The 15913-nt window shown below is 63.1% G+C and carries 11 protein-coding genes; 7 read left to right on the forward strand and 4 right to left on the reverse strand.

Annotated elements, in window-relative coordinates:
* Positions 1-979: 979 nt before the first annotated feature.
* Entirely contained in the window at positions 980-3832 is a 2853-nt protein-coding gene (gene benC / locus AWB80_RS40525; protein WP_244207030.1) for a benzoate 1,2-dioxygenase electron transfer component BenC, read from the forward strand.
* Here benC and AWB80_RS40530 read toward each other — a convergent pair.
* The gene (locus AWB80_RS40530) at positions 3803-4735 is read right to left on the reverse strand and encodes a helix-turn-helix domain-containing protein (protein WP_061180241.1); all 933 of its coding nucleotides are present in this window, start codon (positions 4733-4735) and stop codon (positions 3803-3805) included. The two genes, benC and AWB80_RS40530, sit on opposite strands and share 30 nt — an antisense overlap.
* Before the next feature lie 124 nt (positions 4736-4859).
* On the opposite strand from AWB80_RS40530, the gene AWB80_RS40535 reads away from it, so the two are divergent.
* Entirely contained in the window at positions 4860-5444 is a 585-nt protein-coding gene (locus AWB80_RS40535; RefSeq protein ID WP_244207032.1) for an SDR family NAD(P)-dependent oxidoreductase, read from the forward strand.
* On the opposite strand, the gene AWB80_RS45695 is transcribed toward AWB80_RS40535, so the two are convergent.
* From AWB80_RS45695 to AWB80_RS40550, 3 genes are all read right to left on the reverse strand, one after another.
* Positions 5405-5719 (reverse strand): response regulator, encoded by a 315-nt coding sequence (locus tag AWB80_RS45695; RefSeq protein ID WP_087132013.1) that lies wholly within the window; start codon positions 5717-5719, stop codon positions 5405-5407. The two genes, AWB80_RS40535 and AWB80_RS45695, sit on opposite strands and share 40 nt — an antisense overlap.
* Positions 5720-5810: 91 nt before the next feature.
* Positions 5811-7082 (reverse strand): NRAMP family divalent metal transporter, encoded by a 1272-nt coding sequence (locus AWB80_RS40545; protein WP_061180243.1) that lies wholly within the window; start codon positions 7080-7082, stop codon positions 5811-5813.
* Between the two features lie 124 nt (positions 7083-7206).
* Entirely contained in the window at positions 7207-9093 is a 1887-nt protein-coding gene (locus tag AWB80_RS40550) for a thiamine pyrophosphate-dependent enzyme (protein ID WP_208635765.1), read from the reverse strand.
* Positions 9094-9747: 654 nt separating this feature from the next.
* On the opposite strand from AWB80_RS40550, the gene AWB80_RS40555 reads away from it, so the two are divergent.
* The 5 genes from AWB80_RS40555 to AWB80_RS40575 are packed head-to-tail and all read left to right on the forward strand — an operon-like array spanning position 9748 to position 15873.
* Positions 9748-11544 carry a thiamine pyrophosphate-requiring protein gene (locus AWB80_RS40555; RefSeq protein WP_061180244.1) on the forward strand — a complete coding sequence of 599 codons (1797 nt, stop codon included), beginning with the start codon at positions 9748-9750 and terminating at the stop codon, positions 11542-11544.
* Between the two features lie 6 nt (positions 11545-11550).
* Positions 11551-12657 (forward strand): enolase C-terminal domain-like protein, encoded by a 1107-nt coding sequence (locus AWB80_RS40560; protein WP_061180245.1) that lies wholly within the window; start codon positions 11551-11553, stop codon positions 12655-12657.
* Between the two features lie 15 nt (positions 12658-12672).
* Positions 12673-13575, forward strand: a complete 903-nt coding sequence (locus AWB80_RS40565; RefSeq protein WP_061180246.1) for a hypothetical protein — start codon at positions 12673-12675, stop codon at positions 13573-13575.
* Positions 13572-14240, forward strand: coding sequence for a gluconate 2-dehydrogenase subunit 3 family protein (locus AWB80_RS40570; protein WP_061180247.1), 669 nt, complete (start codon positions 13572-13574; stop codon positions 14238-14240). Before AWB80_RS40565 ends, AWB80_RS40570 begins: the two co-directional genes overlap by 4 nt.
* Positions 14230-15873, forward strand: a complete 1644-nt coding sequence (locus AWB80_RS40575) for a GMC family oxidoreductase (protein ID WP_061180248.1) — start codon at positions 14230-14232, stop codon at positions 15871-15873. The genes AWB80_RS40570 and AWB80_RS40575 overlap by 11 nt, the downstream gene beginning before the upstream one ends.
* Positions 15874-15913: the final 40 nt, after the last annotated feature.

The following is a 15913-nucleotide window of genomic DNA, read 5'->3' on the forward strand; positions in this document are numbered from 1 at the left end:
GTAGACGCTCCTCCACCTCGATCACCGCCTGCTGGGCATTGCGGCCCGCACGATAAGCGTACGGCTCCGGTGGAAGGCGTCCTCACTACGTATTGCGTCTGTCTTGAAGTGAGGCCCCTTCCCTCCACCGGCATTACCCGGCTTCACCGGTACTACGGGCCTCTCCGTCATCCCAAGGCGCCCGGCCTGTCCCTCGCGGGCGTCCGGTTGGTCATCCCTGACCACGCCGAGGGACTTCCCGTGTTGCGTACGCTTTCCTTGTGTACATGCTGTCGCCACTACCCCGGCGCAGCGACTGGGCGTCCAGCCTGCTCATCCAACGAGTCGTATCAGCCTTCCCCGATAGGGTTGGGTCGGCCCGCGCATCGACCTTTTCGAGGTTTGCTCGGCGTTCACTCGCGTTACGGCCTGCACACTCGCGCTGTCACCTATTCGTGACACGCATTACCAGAGGCTTCAGCCACTTCGTTACCTCAATGACTGCTCCGGTTGCTTCCGGCTGGAGCGGTTGCCGGGCGGGGCTTGCACCCGCTGAAAACGCCGCCTTTTCACGGCGCACACCCGAAGCGGTCCTCTATCTTTCCCCACACCGGACATTCGTGGGTTGCATTGAAGGTTCGAATGGATGACATGTGTCTCAACTGCCAGGCACTCGACGCAAACTGCCTTCTTCGTGATGCAAACCTGCGTGGCAGTCCTTCGGGACCTGCCTCCCGAGGGTTATACGCGTTAGCCTTTTCCCGACGTGGCCGGCGAGCGACGTCCGGATTACTCAAATCATCCGGCATCCACCACGATGCACGTTTTGTCCGGGTGAACGTCGTCTCTGTCCGTTGAGTGCGACGCGGCTCAGGCTCTAAATTGGCCGCATTAAATCCACCGGGCGCTTGCGAGAAACAAGGTTACCTCGCGCGCCGCCCCGTCCGAGCAAACCGCCAGCGCAGCGGAATGGTCGGGCGGCTCTAGAGGAGACACCGCCATGGCCCATCAGATAACGTTCCGTTTTGAGGACGGAGTGACCCGCTTCATCGAGTGCAAGGAGGGCGAGCGCGTCACCGATGCGGCCATTCGCGCCAAGATCAATATTCCATTCGACTGCCGTGATGGTGTGTGTGGCACCTGCAAGGCGGTCTGCGAGTCCGGCGACTACGTACTGGGCGACTGCGTGGAAGATGCGCTCAGCCCCGAAGAGGCGAGCGCCCGCAGGGTTCTCACCTGCCAGATGAGCCCACGTTCCGACTGCGTGATCCAGCTCGCCACGGATTCCGATGTCTCGGGGACCGGCCCGTCCTCCCACCAAGGACAGATCGTCGCCTGCGAACGAGCGTCGGACACCACGATCGCCTTCTCGGTCGAGTTGGAGAAACGCGCGGATCTCAGCTTCCTTCCCGGGCAGTATGTCAACATCCGGGTGCCCGGCACCGATCAGACCCGCTCCTACTCCTTCAGCTCGGGGCCGTCCGAGCCGCCTTTGACCTTCCTCGTGCGCAATGTGCGTCAAGGGGTAATGTCGAATTGGCTGTGCGAATCCGCCAAGGTAGGAGACCAAATCGAATTTCGCGGCCCGCTGGGAAACTTCTACCTGCGTCCCATCGAGCGGCCGTTGCTGTTTCTGGCGGGCGGCACGGGCCTCGCGCCGTTCCTCTCGATGCTGGACAAGATCGTCGCAGACGGCGGCAGTCCGTACCCGATTCACATGATCCTGGGTGTGAATACCGACGAGGATCTGGTCGGCATCGACCGGCTCGAAGCCTATGCGCAACGCCTGCCGAACTTCACCTATGCCTGCACCGTCGCCAGTCCCGAGAGTGCCTATCCCAACAAAGGCTATGTGACCCACCACATCAGCGCCTCCCAGCTGAACGATGGGGATGCGGATGTCTACCTCTGCGGTCCGCCGCCGATGGTCGATGCGGTGCGCGATTTTCTGTCGTCCGAAGGGCTGACGCCGCGCAACTTCTATTACGAGAAGTTCGCGGGCACCGGCCTCGTGGTTCAGACCGGCGAGGAGCGCATCGCTCCTGTCGATGTCGATGAAGCCTTCGACCTGCGCATGGCGCTCGAACTGGGAGCGGCTCAACTGACCATGGGCCGGCTGTCGAGCGAGCAATTGATCGTGTTCCGCCAGCTCGCCGAGGCGACGGCGCCGTTCGTGTCCGGGCGGCGCTTTACCGACGTTGCGCGCTACATCGAGGCCAACCACACGTTCCACCTGTTCACCATCGAAGCTTCCGGCAACGCCCAGCTGATCGCGCTCTACCGGCAACTGGCCGTACAGGACTACATCGCTCGCGCGCTGACCGACCAGATCGAGATCGTCGGCGATATCGTCCAGCAGCACCGGGACATCGTTGCCGCCTTCGAACTGGGCGACCTGAACGCGGCCCGGGACGTGATTGCGCTGCATGCGCTTCATTCCAAGGCCACGATGAGCCGCGCGCTGGAGCGTATGACGTCGGGCAAGACGGCACCCATCGTCGCAGCGCCACCCTCTGCCCCGCCTGCCCCGCCTGCCGTGCCGCAGAGTGCGCCGCAGATCTGCCCATTCACGGCCAAGACCCTTCCGCCCTATTCACACGAACTGGACTGGCCCGACGGGCTGGAGCCATTCAAGGTGGTCGATGACGGCTCGCAAGGCGACCCGTACGAGCACTATCGATGGATGCGGGAGCATGCGCCGGTGCTGCGTTGCCAGTCGGCGACATCCGATGTGTGGTTCCTCTCGCGCTATGACGATGTTTATCAGGCGATCCGCAATCCGAAGCTGTTCTCCTCCGAGGTCGTCAGCCCGCCGCCACTGACCTTCCTCACGCTGTTCGATGCGCCCGATCATACGCGGTTGCGCAAGGTCGTCCAGCCGTCCTTTCTGCCGCTGACCCTCGATCCCTTTACCGAACAGATCGCGCAAAGAGTGGAAAACCTGCTCGACGCGATGATCGCCAAAGGCGGTGGTGATGTCGTCAACGATTTCGCCATCCCGCTGAGCATCTCCACCATCTCCGCGATGATCGACGTGCCGAACGAAGATGAGGAGAAGATGAAGTTCTGGTCGGACGAGACCTTCAGCTACTTCGGGCGCCTCGCCCGCAACGCGCCGGGGACCGGCACCGACGAGCAGAGCGCGAAGGCTTTCTTCGCCTACCTGAAGGAGGCGATGGAGCGGCTCGTTCTCACCGACAGTCAGTCGATCGGCGGGCATATTGCGCGCATGTGGAAGGACGGGCTGCTCTTGGAAAAGGAAGCGAAGGAGCTGTGCGCCTTTGTGTTCATCGCCGGACATGACACGACGACCATCCTTGTCGCCAACGCTTTTCGCATGCTCGCCGAACAGCCGGATCTGCTGGGACGTATTCGCGAGAACCCCACCGACGCCGACCGTTTTGTCGAGGAAGTGGCGCGCTATCGCGGAACCGTCCAGCGTGTGAGCCGCATCACCACCGAGGCGACCACTGTCGCGGGCATCGATCTGCCCAAGGGCGCGGTCGTGCGATTGCTGCTGTCGGCCGCCAACCGCGACAGCCGCAAGTTTGCCGACGGCGAGACATTCGACATCGACCGCGATACCAGCGGCCATCTGGGTTTCGGCAACGGCATGCATAAGTGCCTCGGCGCGCCGCTCGCCAAGCTGGAGACGCTGATCGCGACGAAGGCTCTGGCCCGCAAGGTCGGCGATATTGCGCTCGATCCAGCAAGGCCAATCCAGTATGTGCGGGGCAATAATCTGACCAACTCCGGCCCGGAGCACCTGTTCGTGAAACTCGGTGGGTTACCGCGGCCTGAAGCGGATGAGGGGACGGTCCAGTCAGCCGGCGCTTGCCCTCTCATTCGGTAAGGATCGGTCGTGGGCCGCGGCGCGATATTCGGTTGGCCGCAGCCCCGTCTGTTTGCGGAAGAACCGGCCGAAATAGGCCTCGTCCTGAAAGCCAAGTTCACTGGCGATCTGTTTCACGCTGAGCGTCGAATAGCCGAGCAACCTCTTCGCCTCATGGATGGAGCGCGCATCGATCGCCTCGATTGCCGTGCTTCCGAATGCGGCGCGGCAGATGCGGGAAAGCTGGCCGGTTGTCACCCCCATCTCGTCGGCATAGCTGGCGACCGGCCGCCGCTCACGGCAATGGCGGTCGAGCTGGGCGCGGAACCGCTCGATCCGTCCGGCCATGGTCCGTTGCTCGGAACTGGCTGAAAGCCGGGCGCTCTCGCTGAGGCGCCCAATCTTGACGAACAGGGCAATCGTCAGTGCCGCGCCCGCGGTGAACTGCCAGCGCTCGTGGCTCTCCGCCTCGTGCCCGATCGACTCGAACAGGGGGTCTAGAGACGTGCCGCGCTCGACCTCGGGATCGATTGACAGCACTGTCGGCGTGCGGATGAATTCCAGCAGTTCGGGCGCGGCCGTCATCGCCAGCGATTCCAGCGCGGACTGCGCGGCGGTGATGACGTGTCCGTCGACGTCGCTGCGAAAGTGAAAGCCGTGAACCGAGCGCGCTGGCACGACGATCAGGCATGGCGCTTCGACTGCCCAGCTCTTGCCGTCGATGAAGGTTTCGCCGCCCCCGGCGGTGACGTAGAGCACCTGGATCAGCGCGTCATGGACGTGCGGCTTGATGTCGAAGTCGAAACGGCCGGCACGCAGCGGAATGCGTTCGTAATGGACCATGTCGACCCAGGATTGGTCGGCTTCCGCGCCGTAGAGCGCGAAATGCAGAACGGTCCGGCGGCGCTGTGGGTCATTGGCCATGATGCACGTTATGTCCTGCTCTATGTGATCTCTGTCCATTGTTCCATAGGCGCTGGGGGCATTCAATGGCGATACGGACTTCCGCAAGCGAAATCGCATCGAAAATTTCAGAAAGGACAACTACATGAGACAGGAAATCGAAAATCGCGCCGCCGCGTCGGCCCCCTACTCGCTGAACCTGGACGGAAAGGTCTGCGTGGCCACGGGTGCGGGCAGTGGCATCGGTGCCGGTATCGCGCGCGCGTTCGCCGGTGTCGGAGCACATGTGGCGCTGGTGGACCGGAATCTTGGCGGCGCTGAAGCTGTCGCCGCCGAACTCCGGAACGCCGGTGCGGTGGCGCAGGCGATCGGCTGCGACGTGTCGGACGAAGCCTCGGTTTCCGAGGCTGCCGGCGCGGCTCGCGCAGCGCTCGGCCCGGCCAGCGTGCTCGTCAACAATGCGGGGCTGCTGCGGGCCGGACCTCTCGACAAGGTGTCGATCGCGGATTGGAACCAGGCCATCGCAGTGAACCTGACCGGCTCCCTGCTGTGTGCTCGAGCTTTCGGGGCCGACATGCTGGCCACGGGCAAAGGCAGCATCGTTCACGTTGCCTCGATTGCGGCACTCAATCCGCAGACCAATAGCGGTTCGTATAGCCCGAGCAAGGCGGCCGTGCTGCTGCTGTCGCGTCAGGCCGTGAGCGGCTTCAGAAACGCTCCATCAAAATGATCCGGTTGTTCGTGCAGGTGCCGCGCGTCGCCTGTGACCGCCACGACGCAAGCGAGCTTGCTCGGACCCGCCGCGCGCAAGTGTCTGCAATGGTCGCGACCATCGACATCTGGCAAGCCTACGTCAAGAAAGATGGTCTCATAGCGCTTCTTTCCGATCAGCAGCATCGCCTGGTGTCCATCATAGGCAACATCCGCAACGTCACCGAGTGATATCGCGAGATCTCTAAATGCCTCGCAGAGCCGGGTATCGTTTTCTACAAAGAGAACGCGCATGATGATTACCGAGGGTCGATTCAAGGGCGTCTGGGATTGGACTTTCCTGAAGCTAGTGTCATTCGCGCAAGATATAGGCCAACCTCCGGTTTCAGGCGAATTCCAGTGCAAAGTGCGCAACCAGCACCGCCGCCGTCGCAATCGTCGCCAGCCAGCTCAGCGCGCGAAGCATCCAGTGCGCAGCGAGATCGCCCACCGCTTTACGCTTTGAGCTGAGCAGAACGAGCAGCACCAGCACCGGCGTCACGGTCATGCCGTTTACAACAGCGCTCCAATATAGCGTCCGGACAGGCTCGACGCGGCACGCGGCCAGTATCCATGCAGTAGCGATGCCGAGCACCATGATCGTGACGAGCAGCCACGCAATCCTTTGATCACGCCGGTCGCCGCGTTCCCAGTGAAGTGAGCTCGCCACCGCCTGCGCCGCCGAGCCCGCCAGCGGCGGAAGCGCACGCAATGCAGAACCAAGCAGCGCGAGCGCGAGGACATGACCGGCATAGCCCTTCGCGAGCGGCTCCAGTACGCGGTCGATTCGCACGACCTGATCGACAGGCGCGTGTCGCATGACGTGCAGCGTCGCCGCCGCCGCGATCATCACGCAGAGGCTGACGGCATTCGAAAGCCCGGTCCTCAGCAGCACTTGACCACGCACGACGCTCATCTTTCGGTTCAGCGCTTCTGAACGCGTACCCTTTTGCTCCTCGACGTCTTGCGCTTCCTGTTCTGCCTGCGCGAACATCAGGTAAGGACTGACGGTCGTGCCCAGCACCGCGATCAACATCGTCACATAGCCTTCATTCCACTCCATGCGCGGTACGAAGGCGCGCAATGCGACCGTCTGCCATGGCACGTCGACGAGCAGGACGACCCCGAAGTACCCGAACATCGCGAGCGTCAGCCATTTGAGAAATAGCGCGTAACGTTCGTACAAAATACTCCATTGCAACACGAGCGACACGCAGCCTGATGCCAACGTCAGCCACGCTATCGATCCTCCGCCAAGCAACTGCAGCGCAAGGCCCATCGCAAGAACATCAACCGCGATGTTGAACGTATTGGCGATAAGAAAGCGCCCGACAGCAAAGTAGAAGAACAGCGGCGCATAGTGCTCGCGCATGTTCGTCGTCAGTCCGCAACCGGTAATTGCCGCCACGCGCGCGGCGATGAGTTGCAGCGCAACCGTCGACGGATACGAGAGCACGCACACCCAGAGTTGATCGAATCCATACCACGCGCCCGCGAGCGTGTACGTTGCGATGCCGCTCGGATCGTTGTCCGAGGCGACCGTGACGAGTCCCGGCCCGATGTTCGCCGCCCACGAATGCGCCCGGCGCGCGGCCCCTGCCGTGCTGCTTTCGTTCATCCGCTGGTTTCTTCGAAAGCGCATTCGGAGGCTCGGCGAGAAGATAGCCGTGCTTGACGCACAAAACATTCCTTTTATCCGCGCCCCAGGTGCGAGGCACGATCCGCGACGAGCACGGCGCCGGTCAGACCGTCAGCTTTTCGGGTGTGGTCACGGGCTCGGCAGGATCCACGCGCGCTTCGAGCACCGCCGCCTTCGACGAATCGAGCAGCGACGCGATGGCCGGCCTCAGTTGGTTCGGTTGCGCGCAGCGAAAACCGTCCGCGCCGCACGCGATCGCCACCTGTGCGAAATCGATGCCGCCCAGTTCGCAACCGTAAGGCGGATTGCCAAGCTCCTTCTGCTCGAATACCACTTCCGCAAGCATATCGTTGCGCAGCACGACGATCTTCACCGGCAAGCCGTAGCCAACTGCGGTCGAGAGTTCAGCCATCAGCATCGCGAAGCCGCCGTCCCCGACGATCGCGACCACCTGACGCTTCGGATAGGCCAGTTGCGCGGCAATCGCGAACGGCAGACCGGGCGCCATGGTGGCGAGCATGCCCGTTGCGACCAGTTGCTGGCCCGAGCGTATCGTCAGAAACCGCGCCGCGAAATGCGTGTTCGCGCCGCAATCGAGGCAGATGAGTGCATCGGGAGCCAGGGCATCGCTGATCGCGCGGATCACCGACTGCGGCCTGAGCGGCGCTCGTTCGACGGCAGCCACGCGATCCAGCAACGCGTTCCATCGCGCGACCCCTGCCTGCGTTTCCCGAAGGAAGCCGGGGTCTTTCGGACGCAGCATCGGCAGGAGGGCTCGCAGTGTTTCCCGCGTGTCGCCGACCAGCCCAACCTCGACCGGAAACCGTAAGCCGATGCGGTCCGCCTTCGTGTCGATCTGGACGCCGCGTGCCGCACCCGGCTGTGGATAGGAATCGATCCATGGCATCGTTGTGCCGATGATCAGACAGGTGTCGCAGCGATGCATCGCCTCTTCCGACGGCAGCGTGCCGAGGTGACCGATACCGCCCGTCGAATACGGCGAGTCATCGGGCATGACCGCGCGCCCGAGCAACGATTTGGCCACGGGCGCGTTCAGCAGTTCCGCAAGTTGCCGCAGTTCGTCCGTTGCGCCGAGCGCGCCCTGCCCGGCCATGATCGCGACGCGATGACCCGCGTTGATCACGTCCGCCGCGGCACGCAGATCATCGGGCAAAGGCGTCGCCGCCGGCTGGCTCCACGCCGTGGACGTGCGCACGCCATGATTTTCGGTGGACGGTTTGTCATCCGCGAGTCGTTGAAACTGAACGTCCTTGGGGATGGTGAGATGCGCGACCCCTCGGTTGCCGAGCGCGTGACGGCATGCAATGTCGGTCACGGTCAACGCATGACGAGGCCCTGTCACGGCGACGTTATACAGCGCGACATCCGCCATCAGCGCGGTTGTCTGCACGCCCTGCTGAAAGCGCGTGCCGAGCAGATCGTGAAAAGTCAGACCCGTGATGGCGAGAACGGGTGCGCCATCCATATGGGCATCGTAAAGGCCGTTCATCAGATGCACGGCACCCGGTCCGGTCGTTGCGATGCACACGCCGAGCCGGCCTGTCGCTTTAGCCCAGCCGGAGGCCATGAACGCGGCCGCCTCCTCGTGGCGAACGCCGATGAAGCGGATTCGGTCCTGATGTTTGCGCAACGCTTCGATCAACGGATTGATGCCGTCGCCGACGATGCCGAAGATGTGATCGACATCCCAGGTCAGCAACGTTTCTACGATGATGTCGGACGTCGTCGCGTCGCTCGCCGGGTCGAATTGCGGCTGACGGCTCCGGTTCGGCGGTTGACCGCGAAAGGTCGACGTAGGCTGCGCTTGTGCGGCTGGAAGATGGCTCGCAAACATGCCCGCGCCGCCGAGTGCCGCCGCGGTCAGAATCGAACGGCGCTGAGCAGAGCGGGGAGCGTCGGTTGTCGAGCCATCGCCGCTTTGAAACGGCGGCTCTCCGCGCTTGTCCGGATCAGAAGCGAATGAATCCATGGTCGGCTCCGCCGCAAAAGCCGACAGGATTTGCTGCTGTGTTGAGGCGGTTTCGTCGGCTGGACAGCCGCCCTGCTCGTCGGGAAGCAAGCCGCTCGCCTTACATTTCACATTGCTGCAGTGGTACGCGCGGCGAGGCAGGACGCTGCGGCGCCCTGACAGCCAGACGCAAGAATGCAGTCGTCGTAAGTCTCATCATTCCTCTGGTTGATGTGTTTCCTCCATCCCGGGAAAGAACGCGTTCCACACTGCCCGAACGCCTTGGGCGGCGGTGGCCTGCGCGACAGCCATGTGATTACCTAGCAACGCCACGCAAAAAATACATCACACAGTGATATATTTTTCAAACGTTTGGAGAACGGCGTGTGCCGAGATGATCCGTCGCTCGTCTGGGTAAAGACACGGCCCAAACGAGGCGCTTCAGCGTCGTTTTCAAGTCACTGCTGGCACTCACCAGCTCTCAGTAAGAGAACGAAACCGGCCTGCGCCTCGAATCTCGCCTTCTCCTCATTTTCTGGGCCCTTCGACGGCAAGCGGCATGTACTTTGCGGCGGCTTGGTACGTCCACCCCCGCGCTCAGCGATCTGTCAGCCATTCATGGAAGCGGGCCCCTATCCCGCGCTCCAACGCGAATAGCTCTACCGAGGTCTCCCTATGTCCACTACTGTCGGCGATTTTCTGATTGACCGTCTTCACGCCTGGGGCGTGCGTCGCATCTACGGCTATCCGGGCGATGGCATCAACGGCGTCTTCGGCGCGCTGAATCGTGCGAAAGGCAAGATCGAGTTCATTCAGGCGCGGCATGAAGAAATGGCGGCGTTCATGGCCTCCGCCCATGCGAAGTTCACCGGCGAACTGGGCGTGTGCATCGCGACGTCGGGGCCGGGCGCCGCGCATCTCGTCACCGGTCTCTACGATGCGCGTCTCGATCACATGCCGGTGCTTGCCATTGCGGGTCAGCAAGCGCGCGCGGCATTGGGCGGCCATTACCAACAGGAGGTCGATCTTCCCGCGCTGTTCAAGGACGTCGCCGGCGCGTTCGTGCAGCAGGCGAGCGTGCCGTCGCAGATCCGCCATCTCGTCGATCGCGCGGTGCGGATCGCGCTTTCGGAACGAAAGGTGACCGCGCTCGTGTTGCCAAACGATCTGCAGGACCTCGACTACGAGGCTCCCGCGCGCAAGCACGGCACGCTGCATTCCGGCGTCGGCTACCGCGCGCCGAAGACGGTGCCCTATCCTGACGATCTGCAACGCGCCGCCGATGTGCTCAACGCCGGCAAGAAGGTGGCGATTCTCGTCGGCGCGGGCGCGCTCGGGGCCACCGACGAAGTGATGGCGGTTGCCGAAAAGCTCGGCGCGGGCGTCGCTAAGGCGCTGCTCGGCAAGGCCGCGTTGCCCGACGACCTGCCCTACGTCACCGGCTCCATCGGCCTGCTCGGTACCGAGCCGAGCTACAAGCTGATGAACGGATGCGACACGCTGCTCATGATCGGCTCGGGCTTTCCCTACTCGGAGTTCCTGCCGAAGGAAGGCGCCGCGCGCGGCGTGCAGATCGACATCAAGGCCGACATGCTCTCCATCCGTTATCCGATGGAAGTGAATCTCGTCGGCGATAGCGCCGAAACCTTGCGCGCCCTGTTGCCGCTGCTGCAAGCGAAGACCGATTTCGCATGGCGCAAGGACATCGAAGGCTGGCTGGGCGAGTGGTGGAAGACGCTGGAAAAGCGCGCGCTTGAACCCGCAAAAGGTGGCGTGAATCCGCAGCGCACCGTGTGGGAACTGTCACCGCGCGTGCCCGCGAACGCCATCGTCACGAGCGACTCTGGATCATGCGCGAACTGGTACGCGCGCGATCTGAAGGTGAAGCGCGGCATGATGTGCTCGCTTTCGGGCGGGCTTGCGTCGATGGGCGCGGCCGTGCCCTACGCGATCGCGGCGAAGTTCGCGCATCCGGAACGTCCCGTCGTGGCGCTCGTCGGCGATGGCGCCATGCAAATGAACAACATGGCCGAGCTCATCACCGTCGCGAAGTACTGGAAGCAATGGTCCAGTCCGCAGTGGATCTGCATGGTGCTGAACAACCAGGATCTGAATCAGGTCACGTGGGAACAGCGCGTGATGGAGGGCGATCCGAAGTTCGAGGCCTCTCAGGATATTCCGTCCGTGCCGTATCACAAGTTCGCGGAATTGATCGGCCTAAAGGGTCTTTATGTCGACAATGCCGAGCGCATGGCAGCCGTGTGGGACGAGGCTTTTGCATCGGAGCGTCCTGTCGTGATCGAAGTGAAGGCCGACCCGAATGTGCCACCACTGCCGCCGCATATCACGCTGCAACAGGCAAAGGCCTTCGCGACCACGCTGATGAAGGGCGATCCGAGCCAGGGCAACGTGATCGTCGACACTGCGCGACAGGTGCTCAGTGCCGTGCTGCCAGGACACAAGGACAAGTAACGCACCATGCTGCTCACCCGACGTCAGGCGCCCGTCGAAGCGATTCGCACGCGGGCCTACAGCATTCCCACCGACAAGCCCGAAGCCGACGGCACCTTCGCCTGGCATTCGACGACGCTCGTCATTGCCGAGGTCGTCGCGGCAAACAAGACGGGCATCGGCTACACGTATGGCGATGCCAGCGTCGCGAAGCTGATCGAAGGGATGCTCGCAGCGGCGCTCATCGGCGAGGACGCATGGAACATCAATGCGCTCTGGCAGCGCATGCAGCAGCGTGTACGTAATGTCGGACGGTCCGGTGTTGCGGCGAGCGCGATATCGGCGCTCGACTGCGCGCTTTGGGACGTGAAGGCGCGTCTGCTCGACATGCCGCTTGCGCGTTTGCTTGGCGTCCTGCGCGAGCGCGTGCCGCTCTATGGCAGCGGCGGTTTCACCACCTATAGCGACGATGAAATGCAGCAACAGCTTTCGCGCTGGGTTCACGACGACGGATGCCGCTGGGTGAAGATCAAGATCGGCAGCGAGCCCGAACGTGACCCGCATCGCGTGCGTGTCGCGCGTGAAGCCATCGGTCATGATGCGGGCCTTTTCGTCGACGCCAACGGCGCGCTCGACGGCAAGCAGGCGCTCGATTACGCACAACGCTTCGCGGAGCAGAATGTCGTCTGGTTCGAAGAACCGGTTTCTTCCGATGACATCGCCGGGCTCGCCGCCGTGCGCCACGCGCTGCCCGCATCCATGGAACTGGCTGCGGGGGAGTACGGATACACGCAGGACGACTTCCGCACCCTACTCGCCGACGAGGCCGTCGATGTCTTGCAAGCCGATGTCACACGCTGCGGTGGTATCACGGGCTTCATGCGCGTGGTCGCACTGTGCGATGCGTTTCATCGCCCGCTATCGGCCCACTGCGCTCCGTCGATGCATCTGCACGTCGCATGCGCGGTTCCGCGTCTGCGTCATCAGGAATGGTTTCACGATCACGTTCGCATCGAGCAGATGCTGTTCGATGGCGCGCCTCACGCGATTGATGGTGCGATTGCGCCAGACCTGTCGCGGCCCGGCTGCGGGCTCGACTTCAAGCATGCGGATGCGCAGTGCTATGCGGTTTGAAAACAGAGCACGACAATGAACAGGACAACAACCGTCAGCATCGCTGTGGCATGCGGGCTCGCCGCACTGATCGGGACCAGCAAGCGCGCTGATCGTCGTACGTCTGCGCAAACGCATATCGGTACCGCGCGTACTTTCAATCGCAGTTCGGCGCTGCTTGCTCTCTCTGTGCTCGCGGACAGCGCGATGGAGCACTATCGCGGTTCGTTCGACAACCCTGCGATGTACACGCCGCTCGTCGTCTCGACACTGTCCCTGCTCGCCGGTCTGCATGGCGGACACGATCATGAGCCGCGGCGTCATCCCGTGCGCAACTCGGTGTATGTCGGCGCAGCGCTCGCCGGGCTCGCAGGCACCGGATTTCATGTCCACAACATTACCAAGCGTCCCGGCCGATGGAGTTGGCACAACCTCTTCTATGCCGCGCCGATCGGTGCACCGATCGCGCTGCTGCTCTCCGGCGCGCTCGGCGCGGTCGCCGAACGCCTTCGCGATGAACCTCAGCACGAGCCGCGCCTCTTCGGCATGCCAGCAGGACAGGCGCTGGCGCTGGTAACAAGCGCGGGCCTGGTCGGCACGCTGGGCGAAGTGGCGCTGCTGCATTTTCGCGGCGCTTTTCAAAACCCGGCGATGTACGCCCCCATTGTGATTCCGCCCGTCGCCGCGGCGCTGCTCGTGAACACTGCTGTTGCCGCGCCCCGACCACGCTGGTTCACGCGGCTCTGGCTGCGCGCGACAGCGGCGCTTGGCATCATCGGCGTTGGATTTCACGCGCGAGGGATCGCGCGTAATCAGGGTGGTTGGCGCAACTGGAGCCAGAATCTGTTCAATGGCCCCCCGCTGCCTGCGCCGCCGGCGTTTTCCGCGCTCGCGCTGGCGGGACTTGCAGCGCAACGCCTGCGGGAGACCGAGCGATGAACCTTCCCCGGTATCCCGATTACAACGTGCTGGACAAACGCGATACGCCATCGTGGGACGATGTCACGCGCGCGGTCATCGACGAGCGCCTCGCGACGCCGAAAGAGCCGCACTTCTTCGATGCCGCGCAGTGGAACGCAGTGCGCGCGCTCTGCGCGTGCATCGTGCCGCAATGCAAGGGAAGTGACCCAAGAAGCGATTCCGATCGTGAGCCCGTGCCCTTGGCCGCGTTGCTTGACGCGAAGCTCGCCAAAGGCGGCGGTGATGGCTATCGCGATGCACGCCTTCCGCCAATGTGTGACTCATGGCGCATCGGCCTCGCGGCGCTCGACGCCGAAAGCCGAGCGCGTCATGAATTGCCCTTCGCTCGCATCGACGATGATGCGCGAACGACGCTATTGAGCGACATGCAGCACGGCAAGCTGAGCCACGGCGCATGGCAGGGCATGTCGTGTGAGCTTTTCTTCAAGCAACGCGTGCTCCACGATATTTGCGGCGCCTACTACTCGCATCCGCACGCGTGGAGCGAGATCGGCTTCGGCGGCCCCGCGAATCCGCGCGGCTATGTGCGCATGTACTTCGATCGGCGCGATCCGTGGGAAGCAACGGAGGCTGAGTCCGGAAAGGAAGAACAGGCGCGCAAGGAGAATCGCCGTGTCCGATGATGCCCAGGAGGTGCCGCGCGGCAAGCACGGACGTGCACCCGATGTCTTTCACAAAGGCGCATGGCTGCCGATGCGCCAATATGACCCGGACGAAGCGGTCGACTTTGCGATAGTCGGCACGGGCGCCGGCGGCGGCACGCTCGCGTGCCGTCTCGCGGAAAAAGGCTTCAAGGTGGTCGGCTTCGATGCGGGCGCGTGGTGGCGGCCGCTTGAAGAGTTCGCCTCCGACGAAACGCACCAATCCAAACTCTTCTGGACCGACGAGCGCATCTGTGATGGTGAAAATCCCCTTCAGCTTGGAACCAACAACAGCGGGAAGGCCGTGGGTGGAAGCACCGTGCATTTCGCGATGGTCTCGCTGCGCTTTCGGCCTGAATGGTTCAAGTCGAAAAGCGTGCTTGGCTACGGCGCGGACTGGCCGCTCGACTGGCGCGACATGTGGCGCTACTACGGCGAAGTCGAGCAGGCGTTGAAAATTGCTGGGCCCGTCACCTATCCGTGGGGACCGAAACGGCCACGCTATCCGTACCGGCCGCACGAGCTGAACGCGGCGGCACTCGTACTCGCGCGCGGCTGCGAGGCGCTTGGCATCGATTGGACGGAGACGCCGCTCGCGACCGTCTCCGCGCCGCGCGGTGAGGCGCATCCGTGCGTGTATCGCGGCTTCTGCGTGTCGGGGTGCGCCACCAACGCCAAGCAAAGTGCCCTGGTCACGTGGATTCCACGCGCCGTTCGCGCGGGTGCCGAGATTCGCGATCTCGCGATGGGCGGTCGCATCGTCATGGGCGACGATGGCCGCGCGAGCGGCGTCGAATACTTTCGCGAAGGACGCTGGCAGTTTCAGCGCGCGCGCCATGTCGTGGTCGCGGGTTACGCGATCGAAACGCCGCGTCTGTTGCTGCTGTCCGCGACCGACCGCTATCCCGATGGCCTCGCCAATAGCTCGGGGCTCGTCGGAAAGAATCTGATGGTGCAGACCAATCAGGCCGTGTGGGGCACGATGGACGAAGAGATCCGCTGGTACAAGGGGCCGCCGTCGCTCTCGATGACCGAGCACTGGAATTACGAAGACAAGGGCAAGGATTTCTTCGGCGGCTATTGCTACATGAGTCAGGGACCGCTACCGGTGGCGTGGTCCGCCACGCAAAACGGACGCGGGCTGTGGGGACAGGCCTTGCTCGACGAGATGCAGAAGTACAACCATCAGGCGGGCTTGAAGATCGTCGGCGAAACCATGCCGCAGGAACGCAATCGCGTGACACTCGCCGATGAGAAGGATCAATACGGCTTGCCGGTTGCGCGCGTGACGTACTCACTGTGCGATAACGACAAGCGGCTCATCGCCCATTCGCTCGATTTCATGAGCCACGCGCTCGAAGCGGCGGGCGGGCGCGATGTCTGGCGCGAAACCGACGACACCTGCCATCTAAATGGCACCGCGCGCATGGGCGATGACCGCGCGACGAGCGTCGTGAATGCGGACTGCCGCAGCTGGGACATCGATAACTTGTGGATCTGCGATGGCTCCGTGTTTCCAACGGTGGGCGGCGTTAATCCGTCGCTGACGATTCAGGCGATCGCCCTACGCACGGCAGACCGAATTGAAGCATTAGCTGCGCGCGGAGAACTATAGCGCGAGTCGCATCCGTCTCACGATCCGTCGAAAGAAGTAT

The sequence above is a fragment of the Caballeronia pedi genome (assembly GCF_001544915.2).
Classification (GTDB): Bacteria; Pseudomonadota; Gammaproteobacteria; order Burkholderiales; family Burkholderiaceae; genus Caballeronia; species Caballeronia pedi.

Coding starts and splice junctions, on each gene's coding strand:
- benC (WP_244207030.1), top strand. CDS start 980: ATGGCCCATCAGATAACGTTCCGTTTTGAGGACGGAGTGACCCGCTTC.
- AWB80_RS40530 (WP_061180241.1), bottom strand. CDS start 4,735: ATGGCCAATGACCCACAGCGCCGCCGGACCGTTCTGCATTTCGCGCTC.
- AWB80_RS40535 (WP_244207032.1), top strand. CDS start 4,860: ATGAGACAGGAAATCGAAAATCGCGCCGCCGCGTCGGCCCCCTACTCG.
- AWB80_RS45695 (WP_087132013.1), bottom strand. CDS start 5,719: ATGCGCGTTCTCTTTGTAGAAAACGATACCCGGCTCTGCGAGGCATTT.
- AWB80_RS40545 (WP_061180243.1), bottom strand. CDS start 7,082: ATGAACGAAAGCAGCACGGCAGGGGCCGCGCGCCGGGCGCATTCGTGG.
- AWB80_RS40550 (WP_208635765.1), bottom strand. CDS start 9,093: ATGGATTCATTCGCTTCTGATCCGGACAAGCGCGGAGAGCCGCCGTTT.
- AWB80_RS40555 (WP_061180244.1), top strand. CDS start 9,748: ATGTCCACTACTGTCGGCGATTTTCTGATTGACCGTCTTCACGCCTGG.
- AWB80_RS40560 (WP_061180245.1), top strand. CDS start 11,551: ATGCTGCTCACCCGACGTCAGGCGCCCGTCGAAGCGATTCGCACGCGG.
- AWB80_RS40565 (WP_061180246.1), top strand. CDS start 12,673: ATGAACAGGACAACAACCGTCAGCATCGCTGTGGCATGCGGGCTCGCC.
- AWB80_RS40570 (WP_061180247.1), top strand. CDS start 13,572: ATGAACCTTCCCCGGTATCCCGATTACAACGTGCTGGACAAACGCGAT.